Origin of the sequence: Nostoc favosum CHAB5714 (assembly GCF_020829495.1) — a bacterium.
Lineage (GTDB): Bacteria > Cyanobacteriota > Cyanobacteriia > Cyanobacteriales > Nostocaceae > Nostoc > Nostoc favosum.
Window position 1 is genome coordinate 21,640 of record NZ_JAIVFQ010000030.1, and the last position, 17,409, is coordinate 39,048.

The 17,409-nt window shown below is 42.1% G+C and carries 16 protein-coding genes; 5 read left to right on the plus strand and 11 right to left on the minus strand.

Annotated elements, in window-relative coordinates; all coding sequences use genetic code 11:
- Positions 1-8: 8 nt before the first annotated feature.
- From argH to LC586_RS19650, 4 genes are all read right to left on the minus strand, one after another.
- Positions 9-1,397 (minus strand): argininosuccinate lyase, encoded by a 1,389-nt coding sequence (argH, locus tag LC586_RS19635; protein WP_229486399.1) that lies wholly within the window; start codon positions 1,395-1,397, stop codon positions 9-11.
- A 106-nt stretch (positions 1,398-1,503) separates the two neighbouring features.
- The gene (locus tag LC586_RS19640; RefSeq protein WP_229486400.1) at positions 1,504-1,713 is read right to left on the minus strand and encodes a hypothetical protein; all 210 of its coding nucleotides are present in this window, start codon (positions 1,711-1,713) and stop codon (positions 1,504-1,506) included.
- 105 nt (positions 1,714-1,818) lie between these two features.
- Positions 1,819-2,607 carry a nickel pincer cofactor biosynthesis protein LarB gene (larB, locus tag LC586_RS19645; protein ID WP_229486401.1) on the minus strand — a complete coding sequence of 263 codons (789 nt, stop codon included), beginning with the start codon at positions 2,605-2,607 and terminating at the stop codon, positions 1,819-1,821.
- A gap of 80 nt (positions 2,608-2,687) precedes the next feature.
- Positions 2,688-4,478 carry an ABC transporter substrate-binding protein gene (locus tag LC586_RS19650; protein ID WP_229486402.1) on the minus strand — a complete coding sequence of 597 codons (1,791 nt, stop codon included), beginning with the start codon at positions 4,476-4,478 and terminating at the stop codon, positions 2,688-2,690.
- A gap of 360 nt (positions 4,479-4,838) precedes the next feature.
- Between LC586_RS19650 and LC586_RS19655 the strand changes: the two genes are divergently transcribed.
- The 3 genes from LC586_RS19655 to LC586_RS19665 all read left to right on the plus strand — a co-directional run bounded on the left by LC586_RS19655 (position 4,839) and on the right by LC586_RS19665 (position 6,779).
- Entirely contained in the window at positions 4,839-5,060 is a 222-nt protein-coding gene (locus LC586_RS19655; protein WP_229486403.1) for a hypothetical protein, read from the plus strand.
- Positions 5,061-5,514: 454 nt separating this feature from the next.
- Positions 5,515-5,736 (plus strand): hypothetical protein, encoded by a 222-nt coding sequence (locus LC586_RS19660; RefSeq protein WP_229486404.1) that lies wholly within the window; start codon positions 5,515-5,517, stop codon positions 5,734-5,736.
- Positions 5,737-5,969: 233 nt separating this feature from the next.
- The gene (locus LC586_RS19665; RefSeq protein WP_229486405.1) at positions 5,970-6,779 is read left to right on the plus strand and encodes an ADYC domain-containing protein; all 810 of its coding nucleotides are present in this window, start codon (positions 5,970-5,972) and stop codon (positions 6,777-6,779) included.
- A gap of 46 nt (positions 6,780-6,825) precedes the next feature.
- On the opposite strand, the gene LC586_RS19670 is transcribed toward LC586_RS19665, so the two are convergent.
- From LC586_RS19670 to trmD, 4 genes are all read right to left on the minus strand, one after another.
- A complete protein-coding gene (locus tag LC586_RS19670; protein WP_309143389.1) occupies positions 6,826-7,425 on the minus strand; it encodes a PIN domain-containing protein in 600 nt (199 codons plus the stop codon).
- A gap of 9 nt (positions 7,426-7,434) precedes the next feature.
- Entirely contained in the window at positions 7,435-7,947 is a 513-nt protein-coding gene (locus LC586_RS19675) for a hypothetical protein (RefSeq protein WP_229486407.1), read from the minus strand.
- 54 nt (positions 7,948-8,001) lie between these two features.
- Positions 8,002-8,487, minus strand: coding sequence for a 2-C-methyl-D-erythritol 2,4-cyclodiphosphate synthase (ispF, locus tag LC586_RS19680; protein WP_229486408.1), 486 nt, complete (start codon positions 8,485-8,487; stop codon positions 8,002-8,004).
- 100 nt (positions 8,488-8,587) lie between these two features.
- A complete protein-coding gene (gene trmD, locus LC586_RS19685; protein ID WP_229486409.1) occupies positions 8,588-9,277 on the minus strand; it encodes a tRNA (guanosine(37)-N1)-methyltransferase TrmD in 690 nt (229 codons plus the stop codon).
- Between the two features lie 538 nt (positions 9,278-9,815).
- Between trmD and LC586_RS19690 the strand changes: the two genes are divergently transcribed.
- Together LC586_RS19690 and cphA are read left to right on the plus strand one after the other, a co-directional pair.
- On the plus strand, positions 9,816-10,679 hold the full coding sequence (locus tag LC586_RS19690) for a cyanophycinase (protein WP_100898664.1): 864 nt from the start codon (positions 9,816-9,818) through the stop codon (positions 10,677-10,679).
- A gap of 443 nt (positions 10,680-11,122) precedes the next feature.
- Entirely contained in the window at positions 11,123-13,828 is a 2,706-nt protein-coding gene (cphA, locus tag LC586_RS19695) for a cyanophycin synthetase (RefSeq protein WP_229486442.1), read from the plus strand.
- A gap of 55 nt (positions 13,829-13,883) precedes the next feature.
- On the opposite strand, the gene tatA is transcribed toward cphA, so the two are convergent.
- From tatA to LC586_RS19710, 3 genes are all read right to left on the minus strand, one after another.
- Complete coding sequence (gene tatA, locus LC586_RS19700) at positions 13,884-14,057, minus strand: twin-arginine translocase TatA/TatE family subunit (RefSeq protein WP_229486443.1); 174 nt, start codon at positions 14,055-14,057, stop codon at positions 13,884-13,886.
- Positions 14,058-14,541: 484 nt separating this feature from the next.
- Positions 14,542-15,624 carry a DNA-methyltransferase gene (locus tag LC586_RS19705; RefSeq protein ID WP_229486410.1) on the minus strand — a complete coding sequence of 361 codons (1,083 nt, stop codon included), beginning with the start codon at positions 15,622-15,624 and terminating at the stop codon, positions 14,542-14,544.
- A 336-nt stretch (positions 15,625-15,960) separates the two neighbouring features.
- Positions 15,961-17,397, minus strand: coding sequence for a serine/threonine protein kinase (locus tag LC586_RS19710; RefSeq protein ID WP_229486411.1), 1,437 nt, complete (start codon positions 17,395-17,397; stop codon positions 15,961-15,963).
- Positions 17,398-17,409: the final 12 nt, after the last annotated feature.

Consider the following 17,409-nt stretch of genomic DNA (forward strand, 5'->3'; position numbering starts at 1 on the left):
CTTATTTATTAATCGACAGCAATTTGAGCGCGGGCAGCTATAAGTGCTTTCCTTACCTGTGCAAAGCCAGTACCACCGTAACTGTTACGGGCTGCAACAACTTGACGGGGGGATATCGCCTCATAAATATCTGCTGCAAATGCCGGATGTAGTTCTTGCCACTCTTCCAAGCTCAAATCTTTCAGAAGTTTACCTGCGGCATCACAGGTTTTTACTATCTTACCCACGAGGTTGTATGCTTCTCGGAAAGGAACGCCCCGTGCTGCCAGATAATCTGCTACATCGGTAGCGTTGGAAAAATCTTCTGTCACTGCTTTTTCTAAGCGTTGAGTGCGAAATTCTAAACCTTCTCTCAGCAAAATCGTCATTGCCTCCAGAGAGGCTTTGACTGTCTTAACGCTGTCAAACAAACCTTCTTTATCTTCTTGCAGGTCTTTGTTATATGCCAAGGGTAGCCCCTTCATAATCACCAATAACGCCTGGAGATGACCGAATACACGTCCCGTCTTCCCTCGCACCAATTCTGGCACATCGGGGTTTTTCTTTTGGGGCATGATACTGGAACCTGTGGCACAGCTATCTTTAAGGGTGACAAAGCCAAATTCTTGAGATGACCAAAGAATGACTTCTTCTGCAAGGCGACTGAGGTGAACCATAATCAAGCTAGCAGCACACAAGAATTCGATCGCAAAATCGCGATCGCTCACTCCATCGAGGCTATTAGCATAAATATCGTCAAAATTCAATAGTTTAGCTGTGTAGTGGCGGTCAATGGGGAAAGTAGTTCCCGCTAAAGCACCGCACCCCAAAGGTGAGATATTCACGCGGCGAGAAACATCTCCTAAGCGTTCCCAGTCGCGTTGCGCCATTTGAAAGTATGCCAAGAGGTGGTGAGCTAAACTCAGGGGTTGGGCGCGTTGTAGGTGAGTATAGCCAGGAATCAGAGTTTCAACGTGCTTTTCGGCTATATCCAGTAAGACACCTTGAAATTCTCGCAATTCGCTTTTGATTTGTTGGATTTGGTCGCGGAGGTAGAGTCTGGTGTCAGTACCAACTTGATCATTACGCGATCGCGCCGTATGCACCTTTTTACCCACATCGCCGACAATTTCTGTCAATCGTCGTTCAACTGCAAAATGTACATCTTCAGCATCAACACCAGGCTGAAATTTACCCTCGCGGTACTCTTGGCGAATTTTTTCTAAACCTGCAACCAGTTTCTCTCCTTCTTCTGAGGAGATAATGCCCGTGTGAGCGAGCATTTTGACATGGGCTTGAGAACCAGTGAGGTCATATTCGATTAATTCAATATCAAAATTTATACTGGCATTAAAACGAGCGATCGCTGGATGCAACGCTGATTCAAATCGCTGGCTCCAAGTTTCTTCGTGGGTCATAAATATTATGAGGGGAGTGGGGGAGAGTTAAGAGTTAAGAGTGAGGAGTGAGGAGTTAAAAACTCATAACTCCTCACTCCTCACTTTCAACTCCTAACTTTTAAATTCAACCGTAGCTAGTTAGATTCCGAATCATATAACCAATGACTAAACCAATCAACAAGGCCCACACTTGACCTGTTTGTATAAAGTGACGCCAAGATTTTTCAACCTGACCCATCAAGTCTGGATCGGTAATTGTTTGTGCTAGTAGTGCTGTCAAATTTACAGGCAAATGCCAATATAACTGAGATATAAAATCGCTGGAATGGCTCATATTTGGTGGTTATAAGTTAAGGGTGGCAAAATTCAGCATCAGTTTATTTTTTAGAAAAATTCCTGATATTTACTGAAATCTTGGGTGTAACTTTAATGTCTTAACTCAAGATGTAGCAGATGCCAACCGCAATTTCTCGGCAGTCCGCAAAATTTGCCCCGCCAAAACTGCTGCACCAAAACCATTATCGATATTTACTACGCCTACTCCCGCAGCACAAGAGTTAAGCATTGTCAATAAAGGTGCTAATCCGCCAAAACTTGCACCATAACCGATGCTGGTGGGTACGGCAATCACAGGACAACTCGCTAAACCCGCAACAACGCTGGGTAAAGCGCCTTCCATTCCCGCTACGACAATCAACACCGATGCGGACTCAATCAGGTGGCGGTTACTTAATAAGCGGTGAATCCCAGCAACGCCAACATCCCAGAGGCGCTGGACTTGGAAACCAGAAAGTTCAGCAGTGACAGCAGCTTCTTCAGCAACGGCTAAATCGGCAGTACCAGCAGAAAGAATGCCAATTTCACCCGCAAATTGTGGTTCGATGGTAGGAGGAGCGATCGCACAAATTCGCGCCGATTCGTAATATCGCAAACCGCTAACTTTTGATTCCAGTGCGGCATAAACTGCTGGTTCAATGCGAGTTGCCATCACCACCGGATTACGGAGGCGCATCACCTCCATAATTTGAGCAATTTGGTCGGGAGTTTTACCAGGGCCCCAAATCACCTCTGGGAAACCAGTTCTTAGCTGGCGATGATGGTCGATTTTGGCAAACTCACCTACAGATTCATAAGTTAAGTCTTTGAGTGAGTCGAATGCCGTATCTGGCGTAACTTTACCATTGGCAACGGCTTCGAGGAGCGATCGCAAAGCTTTTTCATCGGTCATGATAAGGGAGATGAGGAGGATGAGGGAGATGAGGGAGATGAGGGAGATGAGGGAGATGAGGTGTAACCTATGCCCAATGACTAATCGGTTACTTTTAGTTCGTAGAGATTCCAAAATGGGCCACCAAGAGCAGTATATTGAATTCCTTGGAAGCGATCGCGCACTGCTTGCAGATTCAACCTCTCCACTAAATGAATAAACGGCAACTGTTCTGAGGCGATGCGCTGATATTCGTAATAAATTTCCTTGCGCTTGTTTTCATCCAATACCTGTGCGCCTTTAATGTAAAGGCTGTCAATTTGCTTTTCCCAGTCGGAAACTTCCCAGCCAGTCATCGGTGGATCTCCCGGTTGTGGCCCCAAATTAAATGCGTGGGATGCACCCGCAATCCGCCAGATATTGCTAGCGCCGTGGGGTTCAATACCGCCTCCAAGAAATCCTCCTAGGTAACAATCCCAATTCTGCGTAACTTTGAGTTTTTCTAGATAAGAATTGAAGCTGAGAATTTGCAAATCCACTTGAATCCCAATTTTAGCGAGATCCCGTCTAATTTGAGATGCCATATCTCCTCTAACTTTTCTTTCCGAATTCGTTAAGAGTGTAAATCTTACTCGGTTGCCATCAGCATCTAAAAGCTGATTTTGGTCATTATATTTGAAACCAGCTTGTAACAATAATTTTTTCGCTTTTTCTGGTTCGTAATTATATACCTTTAACCCTTTTTCTGGAGGAAGGAAGTAGGGACTTTTGACATAAACAAATGAGTTTTGCAGTTCACCCAGTCCCCGAAAAGCATTTGTTTTCATGGTTTCGCGGTCGAGTGCATAGGCTATAGCCTGTCTGAATTCCTTTTTATTAAACCACCTAGATTTAATTGGGTCTACAAAAGGTTTACCCTGAGAATTCTTAGCTTTACTAAGATTGAAAGCAATAAAAGTCGTACTTGTATCTGGGCCACCGTTATAAATTTCAAACTTCGCCCGTTTTTCTTCTCGCTTCAGCAAACTAAAACCTTCAGGAGCGACTTCTAAATCATCTAACTGCCCAGAGCGAAAACTAATCAACTGGTTTTCAGTAGATTCAATAATTTGCAAAACAATACGCTCAATGTAAGGCTGAGGATTACCCTGAGCATCTTTGCGCCAGTAGTATGGATTACGCCGAAATATAACTCGCTGACTGGAAACGTAACTTTCCATTACATAGGGGCCGTTGCCAACAATTTGTTTCGGATCGGTGCCTGTTCCCCACATAGAAATAAATTTAGGATTCCCATCAGATCCAGTTGTACGAACCGCTTCTTGTAGAGCGTGGGCTGGCATAATTGGGATACCGCCTACATATCTTAAAAAAGGAGCAAACGGTTCCTGTATGCTGAATTCAACCCGACGCGCATCGATTTTTTTCACCTTTGGTAAGGTGCCTTTATCGCCAACTTTTAAGGCGTCTTTAAGAGAAGTCGGGATTTTAGGATTGAGGTAGATTTCGTTATAAGTAAAGACAATATCATCAGCAGTCATTGGCTGACCATCTGACCACTTAATTCTTTCTCGCAGAGTGATCACAATCCGTTGACCATCTTCTGAAACTTCCCATGCTTCTGCTAAAGCCGGCTCTAGTTTTGTGGTTATAGGATTCTCATTAATCAATGAGTCATAGAGGAAGCCAAAAACGCTATATGCTGACTCATTTAGAGCATAGTTAAAAGTTGAAGGCTCACTTAAAACTGCTGTGACGACTTGCGGCACTTGAGCCGCCGCAGTTTTAAAGTTAGCTGGGTTGCAGGCCGTAACTGTAAATGCTATTCCTGAAGTCAGAATTATTGCCAACCAAAAACGTTTAATTGTAAAAAAGATGGATGCTGATTTCATAGAATTAAATCTACTGGAATTCTGTCTAATTAGGGTCAATGCTATAAGCGATAGGCGGAACGTGAGTTATTGCTATAGCAATCCTATTTGATTTTTTAGAATTGCAATCCGCAGATCCCCGACTTCTTACATAAGTTGGGGATCTTGTTTCTCACCAATAATTCAGGATTGCTATATTTGAAACGTTAAGAAATGTCTGAGTCATGGATAGCTCAAGTTTGGCAGTAGGGATTTAGGGTAAGCGCAAATATTTATGCAATAATTCTAAATAATATATGTAAAATTTTATATCAAAATTCTACATTAATGCATAATTTTGATATTAGTAATGACATAAAAACTCTTCGAGGCTAATTTTTTATGAAAAACCACCTTTTAGCGATTGGTGTCACCGCCGCATTGTCTACTATAGCTTTTTGTGGATTAGCTAATGCTAAAATTGTTCTGAACGGTGTGAGCATGAACGGCATCAGTGTAAACGGTACTAATCTAAACGGTTTTACCTTGCAAGGAACCCAACTGCAAAGCCTCCAAGTTGAAGGTGGACAGTTGGTTGGTGTACAAAGGGTTGGCGTGAAATAGCTGTTCTTATAGGGTTTAAACCCCATACTAATAGTCTTTTACCTGCAAGGGAAAGATTTTATACCAGTCTCATATAATTCGTGGTACACCCTTTTATCCTCTCTGAAACTGAAGGTTAAAAGGGTTTACGTGTAATTTTAATAGATTTTTATTTTTAAGATTAAGTAGTCGGACAAAAATATTTACAGTCATTGAGTACTCCTTTGGAGAACCTGTAGGGTACGAAGTGAAGCAATCCCAACCCTTGCGATTGCTTCATTACGCTTCTCTACGAGACGCTAATGCATAGCTTGATTCTCCGAAGGAGAGTACGCTCCATTCCCAATGACATTGTGTAATTAATTCTATCCGACTACTTATCAACAATATATGTAAATTCTTATATCAAAATTATATATTGCTTAATAATTTTGATATTAATAATGATATAAAAACTCTTCGAGGCTAATTTTTTATGAAAAACCACCTTTTAGCGATCGCCGTCACCACTGCATTGTCTACTATAGCTTTTTGTGGATTAGCTAATGCTAAAATTGCTTTTAACGGCACCAGTCTTAACGGTATCAGTATGAACGGCACCAGTCTTAACGGTTTGACCTTGCAAGGAACCCAACTGCAAAGCTTCAAAGTTGAAGGTGGACAGTTGGTAGCAGTACAAAGGGTTGGCGTGAAATAGCTGTTATTGTAGGGTGTAAACCCCATATTAGTAGTCTTTTCCCTGCAAGGAAAATATTTTATACCAGTCTCATATAATTCGCGGTACACCCTTTTATACCCTCTGAAACTGAAGGTTAAAAGGGTTTATGTCTAATTTTTAATCTATTTTTTATTTGTAAGATAACTGTCTAAAGGGCAAAAGTTTATTTATTTGGTATAAATCAGAATGTTCTTTATTGGAGCATTCAAGCTATGAAAAAACTACTTATAGCTAGTCTAATTATCATCTTATTAATATCGCTTTTAAGCTGTAGTAAAAATGTTCAACCACAGGCGAAACCATCAATTGCTAGTGAAAAAACTGTAATTATCAAAGGTAAAGATTTAAAAGGAACAGAATTAACAGCATTTGATGAACAGGGAAGAAAACAGAAATTTAAAATTAAAGATGTAGAACTAGATCCAAAAGATCCAGAAAAAGAGACATATCTTTACACAGTTTTTTATCAAGATCAAACTGATTCTCAATGGAAAAATTTATGTCAGCCCGATGTCAACAAGGTTGCTAAGGCGATTTCACTTTCCGGTTCGTGGGATGAAACCGGAAAACATATAGAATCAAACGATATTTTCACATTTGGTTGTACAAATGGGGCGCTGGCTAAGTGCGTTCGCTTCGGCTATAAGCCTTGGAAGAGTTTCCAAGGAAAACCACTCCGAGACTATCACCAAGCTTGTACTCGCATGGTACGTGCTGATTACTGCGGTAACGGTAAAGCTCACACTCGAGATGAGACTTTAATTGATGTACATGATCTGATAAATATTCAAAAACCAACTCCTAACAACAAGATGGTTTTTGAGGCAGCTTGGCAACCAGACGGAGCAACTTGTATTAATCATCCGAGATGGTTTGATAAACTATCTGAAATTCGCCAAGAATGCCCCAATAAGCTAACTGGTCGAATTAATGAAAATGGTAGTTGCAACACAGCAAAAAAAGCGCAGCAGAATTGGTCAAGCGCTTTGCTTTTCAATGATTCATTTCTCCGAAAACCCTAGAAAAAATTCTGATTTTTTTCATAATTTCAATCCGCGAATCGTGTAATCAATTTGATTGAGATTGTAGCCAACCAAGGAAGTTTTGGGTTTTATTGAAATACTGAATGCCACTATCTCGTAAAAGCTCTATAACTTCACGTCTGCCAAATTCTTTAGAATTGCTACTTAAAAATAATTTATTTTCATTAGGATGTAAGCCAGCATGAAAAATTATACACTCCAAGATCACTCTATCTATAATGTGCTTCTCAAAAATTTCTCTATTTAACGTTCCTTGAAAAATACTCGTACTTAATGTAATCATTTCTGATTTGCTAATAAGCTGATTAAAAGCTACATCAAAACGTTCTTTAACTTCGTTATTTCGTTCAAGAAAGCTAGTTTTTGATTGCTCTAGGCGAAAAAGCAGTAATCGTGCATTATCTGAATTATCTCGCTCTGCTTGATTAATTTGTATATCTAACTTGCCGAGGAAATCTAGATTATATTTTTCTTCTTGTTCCAATGTTGTTAATGATTCTATAAAACAAATACTTGGCACTACGATACGTAAAGAAGAGGGTGTATTTTGCAGTAATTCTTGTGCTTGTGAATCTTGCCCTTTAGCAATACTCATCAAGAAATTAGTTTCAACGTAAATTATCACTGCTAATCATTAATAAAGTTGAGTTGTTCCGTCTTCTAGTAGTTGCAATAAACCAATTTCTGTCATTTCCTTTGTGAAAGGTGGTATTGCAGATTTCCAATGATAGGCCAAGTCACGTAGCCAAGCTTCTGTAAGACCTTTAAGGTAAAGACTAAATATTCTTTTGTCGCGGAATTTTGGCTCATAATAACTCAGCACATCAGCAGTATTAAGACTGATAATTGCCTCTGATAAATTATTGCCATCCCATTTAAAAATCAGAATGTTATTTACATCAACAAGCATGGCAAAGGGAATCGCTATCTTTGCAGCTTGTAAGTAATCAATCAGCCGCAAAATAGCATATTTTTTGGCTTTTGTTTCTTGAAAATTGAATGGTAAACCTTTGACTTCAGCTATGAGAACAATTTGTTCCTCTTTGTCTAAAGCAACAATATCAGGAAAGTCTATATCTTCTAAGTTTGTAGCTTGTATGGCTCTAATTTCCCACCAGGTTAAGGTTTGTTTGTCCCTATAAATCATTGATTTCTATCCTCGTGAGCCTTCAATATCTTTACCGATGGTTTCAAAGAAAAGTTACTCTGAAGCCACTAGCAAAACGACAGCATAAGCACATATACCTTCTTCGCGTCCAACGGGGCCTAATTTTTCGTTGGTGGTAGCTTTGATGCCAATTTGATTTGGTTGTAATTCTAAAACAGCCGCTAGTTTGTCGCGCATGTTGTGAATATGCGGTTTTAATTTTGGACGTTCTGCTACTACCACCGAGTCAATATTTCCCACCTGCCAACCTTGATCCCGAATCAGTTGATGAACTTGAGTTAATAGTACTAAACTATCTGCTCCCGCCCATTTGCGATCGCTAGGTGGAAAATAATGACCAATATCTCCCAAAGATAATGCCCCAAGCATGGCATCCATAATCGCGTGTGTTAACACATCAGCGTCACTGTGCCCCAACAAACCCAGTTCATGAGGAATTTGAATTCCACCTAAAATCAAAGCGCGATCGCTCACCAGTTGATGAATATCGTAACCGTTACCAATACGAATTTTAGTCATTAGTCATTAGTTATTAGTCATTAGTCATTAGTCATTAGTCATTAGTCAGGAGTTAGAAATTATTATTCTTCCCCTGCTCCCCCTGCTTCCCCTGCTCCCCCTACTCCCCCTGCTTCCATCTTTCCAGGAGATCAGGGCGGCGATCGCGGGTTCTTTCAATTTGTTGTTCGTAACGCCACCGGGCGATCGCGGCGTGATTCCCACTGAGCAAGACATCAGGTACTTTGAAGCCGCGAAAATTGGCAGGACGAGTATATTGGGGATAGTCCAATAACCCTTCCTCAAAACTTTCTGCGGTGAGGGACTCGGTTTTGGCTACGGTTCCTGGGATAAGCCGCACTACGCCATTAATCAAAGCCATTGCTGGAATTTCTCCGCCAGTCAGAATAAAATCCCCTAAAGATACTTCACGAGTTACCAAATGTAGCACCCTCTCATCCACTCCTTCGTAATGCCCGCAAATAACTACTAACTGGTCATAATTTGTCACCAATTCTTTCAAAAGAGGTTGATTAATTGTTTGACCCTGTGGACTCATCAAGATGATTTCTCTTCGCGGTAGAGTTGGCAGCGACTCCACAGCGTTAAAAATAGGTTCTGGCTTCATTAGCATCCCAACGCCGCCGCCGTAGGGTTCATCATCCACCTTTCGATGCTTGTCAGTGGTAAAGTCCCGTGGATTAACCAGATGCACTTCGGCAATCTGTTTGGCTAAGGCTTTACCTAGCAGACCAGAATTGAGAACAGAGTTAAAACAGTCAGGAAAAAGCGTAACTATATCAAAGCGCACAGTTATTCGTATTCAAGGACACTAATCTTAAATTTGAATGTCTAGCAAACATCAACAAGCCAAAGTCGGCTTAAACTCCAGTTAAACTTTATCAATAGTATCTAAAACTACCAGACCTCTTGGATTTTAGATGGGATTAAAAGTTTTTCTAATTACTTAATTTATGTTTAAATGTTGTCACAACTACATTTAAATTAATAATCTTATCAAGTTAACAACTTCCAGGATGCATCGAGCCAGCCTCAGAAAAAAGCGTAGTCTTAACTGCTCGTCCTCAACCCCAAAGCGGGAATTTAGCCCCATAAAGACTATTTTGCCCTGCTGCGAGTGGACAGGTGAAAAACAAGGCGCTGGCTTTGAGGAATGGGAACGAACACGTTTAGACTGAGGTTTCGTGTGCGTTAAGCGAAAATTTGGAGAGTGGCTGATCCAGTTCCAAACTTCCAAAAAGTGTCCTCTCAAAGAAGCAAAGCGCAAAAATCATGACTGCAACTGAACCTTGTTAAATTCACCTGAAGTTGTTGACAGGAGAAACACAATGCCGCAATTACAAGCTAAATCGCTAGAAATGAGGACACCCCAAGCAACTAAAACCGCCGTTCTGGTTATCGGAGGTGCAGAAGATAAAGTTCATGGGCGCGAAATCCTACGAACTTTTTTTGGACGCGCTGGTGCTAGTAAGGCTTATATTACAATTATTCCATCTGCCTCCCGCGAACCCGCCATCATCGGTGGTAGGTATATTCGCATTTTTGAAGAAATGGGTGCTCAGAAGGTAGAAATTTTAGACATCCGCGAACGGGAACAGTGTGAATCCTCCCAGATCAAAGCATCCTTAGAAGCCTGTAGTGGGGTATTTTTGACAGGAGGCGACCAGCTGCGTCTCTGTGGTGTATTGGCAGATACGCCAGCAATGGAAATTATTCGGCAACGGGTAAGGGCGGGGCAACTTACCTTAGCAGGCACGAGTGCAGGAGCGGCAGTGATGGGGCATCACATGATTGCTGGCGGCGGTAGTGGAGAGTCGCCAAATCGTTCCCTAGTTGATATGGCAACGGGTTTAGGGTTTATTCCTGAAGTAATCGTTGACCAACACTTTCACAACCGTAATCGCATGGGACGGCTGATTAGTGCGATCGCAGCTCACCCCGATCGCTTAGGTATTGGCATTGACGAAGATACTTGTGCTGTGTTTGAACGTGATGGTTGGTTACAAGTTATGGGTAAAGGCAGTGTCACTATTGTTGATCCCACTGAAGCCACCCACACCAACGAACCCCATGTCGGTGCTAATGAACCATTAACTGTGCATAATTTACGTCTCCATATCCTCAGCTACGGCGATCGCTTCCACTTATACCAGCGTACTGTATTGCCTGCTGTACACCGGATCTCCAGCTGACGGGATAAAGTATCTGAGGTTACACTGAGTTGACCACAAATTTTAGATTTTGGATTTTGCGTTCGCGTAGCGTGTCAAAGACAAAAGTTGTAAGGAAGGTTTACCGACCTAGCAAACTTTTCAAGACGGATTTTAGATTAAAAGAGCTTTTGGCAGATGCCGCCAGAAAGTGGGCGAAACAAATCTAAAAAACCCTCAAGGACTCGTTAACCCTTTGCGATCGGAAATCTCAAATTAAGAGAGCTAAGTACCCTAATTGTCTCTTTTAATCCAAAATCAGAAATCTAAAATCCAAAATCGGTTGACCGCACATTTATTTCTTGTTGTAGAAAAATGATGAGAATAGTATGTAAAAAGAAAAAACTGTTCGTTGCAAACAGTTTAGCGGTCAATTCCAGTAAGAAACTAGAATTTTGGTTCCGAATCTCCATCTACCTATTCCCATGAGAATCCTCAAGATCCAGACCTTACGCGGCCCAAACTATTGGAGCATTCGACGCCACAAGCTGATCGTCATGCGCCTCGATTTAGAAAACCTTGCCGAGACGCCCTCGAATCAAATCCCTGGCTTTTACGAAGGACTAGTTGAGGCGCTGCCGAGTCTGGAGGGTCATTATTGTTCTCCTGGCTGTCGTGGTGGTTTTCTGATGCGAGTCAAAGAAGGCACTATGATTGGCCATATCGTAGAACACGTAGCCCTAGAACTCCAGGAATTAGCTGGTATGCATGTCGGCTTTGGTCGCACCCGCGAAACTGCCACACCCGGAATTTACCAAGTAGTGATCGAGTATCAGAATGAGGAAGCGGGACGCTACGCTGGACGAGCAGCAGTGCGGCTGTGCCAGAGTATCGTTGATCGAGGCCGTTATCCCAAGGCAGAACTAGAGCAAGATATCCAAGACCTGAAAGACTTCACCCGTGATGCTTCATTAGGCCCCTCCACCGAAGCGCTGATCAAAGAAGCAGAAAAAAGAGGTATTCCCTGGATGTCTCTGGAAGCACGCTTTTTGATTCAGCTAGGCTACGGCGTGAATCAGAAGCGGATGCAGGCCACAATGACGGACAACACCAGCATTCTAGGCGTAGAACTAGCTTGCGATAAAGAAGCCACTAAACGCATCCTCGCTGCTGCTGGTGCGCCAGTACCCAGAGGTACAGTGATCAACTTCTTAGACGATTTGGAACAAGCCATTGAATTGGTTGGCGGCTATCCCATCGTCATTAAGCCCCTGGATGGCAATCATGGACGGGGGATCACCATTGATATCAGAACTTGGGAAGAAGCTGAAGCAGGATACGAAGCTGCTAGACAGGTTTCCCGATCAATTATTGTCGAAAGATATTACGTTGGACGCGACCACAGGGTACTAGTGGTAAATGGCAAAGTAGTAGCAGTAGCCGAACGCGTCCCGGCTCATGTCATTGGCAATGGCAGATCCACCATCGCCGAACTGATTGAGGAAACAAACCTTGACCCAAATCGCGGTGAAGGACATGATAACGTCCTAACCAAGATTGAACTAGACCGCACCAGCTACCAACTCTTAGAAAGGCAAGGCTACACGCTCAACAGTGTGCCACCCAAGGGCACTATTTGTTATCTCAGGGCAACGGCAAACTTAAGTACAGGTGGTAGCGCCGTAGACCGTACCGATGAAATTCACCCAGAAAATCTTTGGTTGGCACAACGGGTAGTCAAGATTATCGGTTTGGATATCGCCGGACTCGATATCGTCACCACGGATATTAGCCGTCCCCTGCGTGAAGTTGATGGCGTGATTGTCGAAGTTAACGCCGCTCCTGGCTTTCGGATGCACGTTGCCCCAAGTGTAGGTATCCCCCGCAACGTCGCTGGCGCAGTGATGGATATGCTGTTTCCTAACGAGCAATCTAGCCAAATTCCAATCCTTAGCATTACTGGTACTAACGGCAAAACCACTACGACCCGACTACTAGCACATATTTATAAACAGACTGGTAAGGTAGTTGGTTATACTACTACTGATGGAACATATATCGGTGATTACTTAGTAGAGGCTGGCGATAACACAGGCCCCCAAAGTGCCCACGTCATCCTCCAAGATCCCACAGTAGAAGTAGCGGTACTGGAAACGGCTCGCGGTGGCATTCTCCGCTCTGGATTGGGCTTTGAAGCAGCAAATGTGGGAGTAGTATTAAATGTAGCCGCCGACCACTTAGGAATTGGCGATATAGATACTATTGAGCAGTTAGCTAACCTCAAGAGTGTAGTAGCGGAAGCCGTATTCCCTGATGGCTACGCGGTACTTAACGCCGACGATCGCCGCGTCGCCGCCATGTCAGAAAAAACTAAGGCTAATATTGCTTACTTCACAATGAACCCCGACTCGGAATTGGTGCGAAAGCACATCCAAAAGGGCGGAGTAGCAGCAGTATATGAAAATGGCTATTTGTCAATTGTTAAAGGAGATTGGACACACCGCATAGAAAGAGCAGAAAATATACCTTTAACAATGGGCGGACGTGCGCCGTTTATGATTGCCAACGCTTTAGCAGCAACTTTGGCAGCGTTCGTGCAAAACGTCACAATTGAGCAGATTCGTGCTGGTTTGAAGACCTTCCGGGCTTCAGTTAGTCAAACGCCAGGACGGATGAATTTATTTAATTTAGGCAACTACCACGCTTTAGTAGATTATGCCCACAACGCAGCCAGTTACGAAGCTGTAGGTTCCTTTGTTCGGAATTGGACTACAGGGCAACGGATTGGCGTAATTGGTGGGCCAGGCGATCGCCGCGACGAAGACTTTGTTACTTTGGGCAAATTAGCAGCACAAATTTTTGACTACATCATCGTTAAAGAAGACGATGACACACGGGGACGCCTACGGGGTTCAGCCGCCCAGTTGATTATTCAAGGCATCACCGAAGTTAAACCTGATAGCCGCTATGAATCAATTCTGGATGAAACCCAAGCGATCAATAAAGGCTTAGACATGGCTCCTGATAACAGTCTGGTGGTAATTTTACCAGAAAGCGTGACTCGGGCTATTAAGTTAATTAAGCTGCGTGGTTTAGCCAAAGAAGAGACACACCAACAAAATACTGGCACAACTGTCATCGATTCCCAAAATGGAATAGCACCTTCTTCTGTTGTTAATACCCTGCTGTAGTCAGGAGGAGTCAAGAGGAGTCAGTGCGCTGACTCCTGTATTCTGATTACTTTTATTATTGTTTTTCTTCTTCCTGATTGGTTTCGTCACTGGGAGTTTTCATCTCCTCCTTAAACCCTCGTAGGGTTTTGCCCAGTGCGGTTCCCAGTTCGGGAATTTTTTTTGGCCCAAAAATTAGAATAGCGACTATGGTAATTACAGCTATTTCTGGCCATCCCAGTCCAAACATATAAATTTCCTCTAAGGCTCCTGTAATTAAATATAAACATTGATGGCTCAAATCTGATGAGTTCGCCATTGATAAGCGCTCGACCCTGTTGCATAAGCAGGGTATAAATAATAGGCTCTGAGTGATAAGAAACAATTCATTGCCAATTTGCTGATATTTTATGAAGCCAGCCTAGATGATGCCCGTTTAGAATGTTGGGAAAAATAACGTTGGGCAATATTGGCTTCCAGTGTGTCTCGACTTGGTTGACACTCTTTACATCAGGACTTACGCAAAATAATGGAAAAACGAACCGCAAAGGCGCAAAGGACACAAAGGAATGAGAGTTTTAGAGAGCTATTGCGTAAGTCCTATACATAATTCCAGAATTTCAACTAAAGAGAATTTTGCTGGCTCAAACTGATGTCCATAAGTAAACCTTTTTAATTTATGAGACTCCATTCTTCAATTTCCTTAAAACATCTGATTAGTTGGAGCGCCTTCTTTAAAACAGTCCTAACTGTACTGACTGGTTATTATCAGCATTTTCTATTGCTATTGGTGGTAAATCTGCTGGAGGTTCAACAACCAAAGGAGCATTTTCTTCAAATCTCAGTTTTGAGCTTTTGATGTAGTTTTCATCAATCTCAAAAGCTAACCAGCGTCTTTGTAAAGTTTCTGCAACTCGACCTGTCATATTAGAACCAGCAAAAGGTTCTAAAACAATATCGCCTGGTTCTGTACAAAGATTGATGACAAACTCTGGTAAAGCTTGAGGAAATCTTGCTGGGTGTGGCTTAAAACCTTCTTGTTTGCAACGCCTTTGGTAATAATCGTTGGAAGCGGTATTCGAGGCAGAAATCACATTTACGGGCTGGACTAAATCTTCAAATAAAGTTTCTTGTATAAGAGTCTGTTGCCCTATTTCTTCTTTGTCTGTACTACAACGTCCATCAATAATATTCGGAGGAATAGCTCCTCCCCTGTCCTTCCCAAATTTATCGGAAATATCATGGCCTGATGGTCTAACTTTGGGTTTATACCCATTCTTTATAAGGTTTTTCATCGCATCACTATAAGGCTTTAAAACCCTTCTATTATTAGCTTTAGGATGCGGTTCTTTTGACAGCCACCAAATTGTATTTACCGAATCTTTAACTCTTTCCCTGCGAACTGTTACCCATTCAGCAGGGGTGGGTAGTTTTGCTGGATTATACCAATACAATTCTTGTGCCAGATAAAATCCAAGTCCGCCTTTTTCTTTTGCTTTGCATAAAGCAACTACTAGTTCAAAATGATAAAGAGAACGAACTGGCATCCCCTTAATCCAACTGCCACCAATATCAATAACCAGTGAGCCTGTTGGTTTAAGAATACGGTAAAAATGTGCCACATAATCTTTAAACCATTCAACATATTCATCGGCATCAACATTTCCGTATTCTTTTTTACGAACCAATGCAAATGGTGGAGAGGTACAAATTAAATCGATACTTTCGTCGAGAATACCTGCCATTAATTCTAGGCTGTTTCCTAAATAAGCAGCACCAAATTTTGTTTCGTAGTAAGGGTTACAATTAAGTCTCATCTAAACTTTGTTAGTACAGTTGTACGTATGAAGACAGTATCATCCATAAAAGCATAAGTTTTCCAACTGTGAGCTATTTTTTTTGATCAATTTGCTGGATGAATAGGGCAATGTGCCAAGTAAGCTGTTACGCATAAAACTAGTACATTTACCTGATGACTGTTGACCGTTGACTGATGACCGATAACCGTCAACCGTCAACCGTCAACCGTCAACGATTATAAAGAATGTTTATATAATTTAGACGCATATCAGCTTATCTGCAATCATAATAGTACATAAGTTCTATATCGAGTATGGTCGAGACTGAACTAGACACCTTGAACAAAGCGATCGCTAGCTCAACTCACTTCCCATTGGATTGGTAATTGGCAAACCTAACCACTCACTTAATTCATGAGCTAACCATTCAAGTTCTACTTCGGATTTAATACCGCCATCGTTTCCACCAATCTGATATTTTTGTAATCCTGAGCAAATATATAATTGTGCTGGAACGGCAACTCTAGTGTCTTTAGAGCCTTTAGTAAAGTGTTTTGGAATGTAAACCAACTTATTAACACTTTGCCTTGGGGATGGACGGGGACGCTCAAACTTCCAACTAAACAACTCCCAGGTTAGGGTAATTTGTTCTGGATTCAGGCGTAAGTAGATGCTTCCAAACAAATTAAAGATAAATTTATACATCATCATAAAGCCAGCACCCCAAAAAGGAAGTGAGAACAAGGCAAAGGGGATGTTGCCAGGAAAAGTGATTATTGAGAGAGCGTTAATTGTCCACAACAGGACAAATGAATTCCAGGCGATCGCAAAGAAACCCGTGAATACTATTGATTCATGGAAACCAGATGGTGGAATGATAATTTCTAGAGAATCCCAATTTTTGGTTAGTTGAATCTTACTCCCGTCTGGTTTGCTAATAACTAAAGCAGGTAAGTTTGTCGCTTGTGGTTTCTCTAAAGCTGCGTAGGCGGAACCCGTCGTAGACATCGCTTGGGTCGCAGAACTAAAACGCCCTTCTAAACTGGGTTCAATCATCCACTTCAGCCAATTGCTAAAGCTGGGACTCACATTAGCCGCTTGTTCAAACTGAATGCGAAAATCCTTTTGCGGTAAATCGGCTGGGTGATTACCCGTCATTAAATAAATTAAGGTTGCGCCTAAACTATAAAGGTCAGAGGCTGCAACAGTGCGTCCGCCAAATTGCTCTGGTGGCATATAGCCGTATGTTCCTACCACAGTTCTTGTCCCAGTTTCTGTGGCGAGGACAGTCTGAACTGAGCCAAAATCTACCAAATAAACTTGACCAACACTATTACCAGAACGCTCCCCTAATAAAATATTGCTAGGCTTAATATCACGGTGAATTACAGGCGGATACAGCCCATGTAGGTAAATAAGAATCTCTAAAAGCGCTTTGGCTATCTGTTTGACTTCAGCTTCTGTAAAAGTCCGCCCAGTTTGTAAATATTGCTCTAAAGTTTGTGCGGGAATATAAGTTTGTACGAGAGCAAATCCTTTGATGGTTGGTAAATTTACCTCAAAATAGTTTAAATACTGAGGAATTAAGGGATGTGACAAAGATTTTAAAGTTTCAGCTTCCCGCTCAAACAGCTTTAAATCATCCCATTCAAAGTCACCACCAAAAGAGAGTAACTTGATGACAACTAATTCCTGAGTTTGCAAATCACGAGCTAACAAAGTCCGCCGCCCTGCTTTTTTTCCTAATAGCTGCTGAACTTCGTAGCGTTCACCTAATATTTCGCCAATCATTATGGTTTCTTC

Coding starts and splice junctions, on each gene's coding strand:
- argH (WP_229486399.1), bottom strand. CDS start 1,397: ATGACCCACGAAGAAACTTGGAGCCAGCGATTTGAATCAGCGTTGCAT.
- LC586_RS19640 (WP_229486400.1), bottom strand. CDS start 1,713: ATGAGCCATTCCAGCGATTTTATATCTCAGTTATATTGGCATTTGCCT.
- larB (WP_229486401.1), bottom strand. CDS start 2,607: ATGACCGATGAAAAAGCTTTGCGATCGCTCCTCGAAGCCGTTGCCAAT.
- LC586_RS19650 (WP_229486402.1), bottom strand. CDS start 4,478: ATGAAATCAGCATCCATCTTTTTTACAATTAAACGTTTTTGGTTGGCA.
- LC586_RS19655 (WP_229486403.1), top strand. CDS start 4,839: ATGAAAAACCACCTTTTAGCGATTGGTGTCACCGCCGCATTGTCTACT.
- LC586_RS19660 (WP_229486404.1), top strand. CDS start 5,515: ATGAAAAACCACCTTTTAGCGATCGCCGTCACCACTGCATTGTCTACT.
- LC586_RS19665 (WP_229486405.1), top strand. CDS start 5,970: ATGAAAAAACTACTTATAGCTAGTCTAATTATCATCTTATTAATATCG.
- LC586_RS19675 (WP_229486407.1), bottom strand. CDS start 7,947: ATGATTTATAGGGACAAACAAACCTTAACCTGGTGGGAAATTAGAGCC.
- ispF (WP_229486408.1), bottom strand. CDS start 8,487: ATGACTAAAATTCGTATTGGTAACGGTTACGATATTCATCAACTGGTG.
- LC586_RS19690 (WP_100898664.1), top strand. CDS start 9,816: ATGCCGCAATTACAAGCTAAATCGCTAGAAATGAGGACACCCCAAGCA.
- cphA (WP_229486442.1), top strand. CDS start 11,123: ATGAGAATCCTCAAGATCCAGACCTTACGCGGCCCAAACTATTGGAGC.
- tatA (WP_229486443.1), bottom strand. CDS start 14,057: ATGTTTGGACTGGGATGGCCAGAAATAGCTGTAATTACCATAGTCGCT.
- LC586_RS19705 (WP_229486410.1), bottom strand. CDS start 15,624: ATGAGACTTAATTGTAACCCTTACTACGAAACAAAATTTGGTGCTGCT.
- LC586_RS19710 (WP_229486411.1), bottom strand. CDS start 17,397: ATGATTGGCGAAATATTAGGTGAACGCTACGAAGTTCAGCAGCTATTA.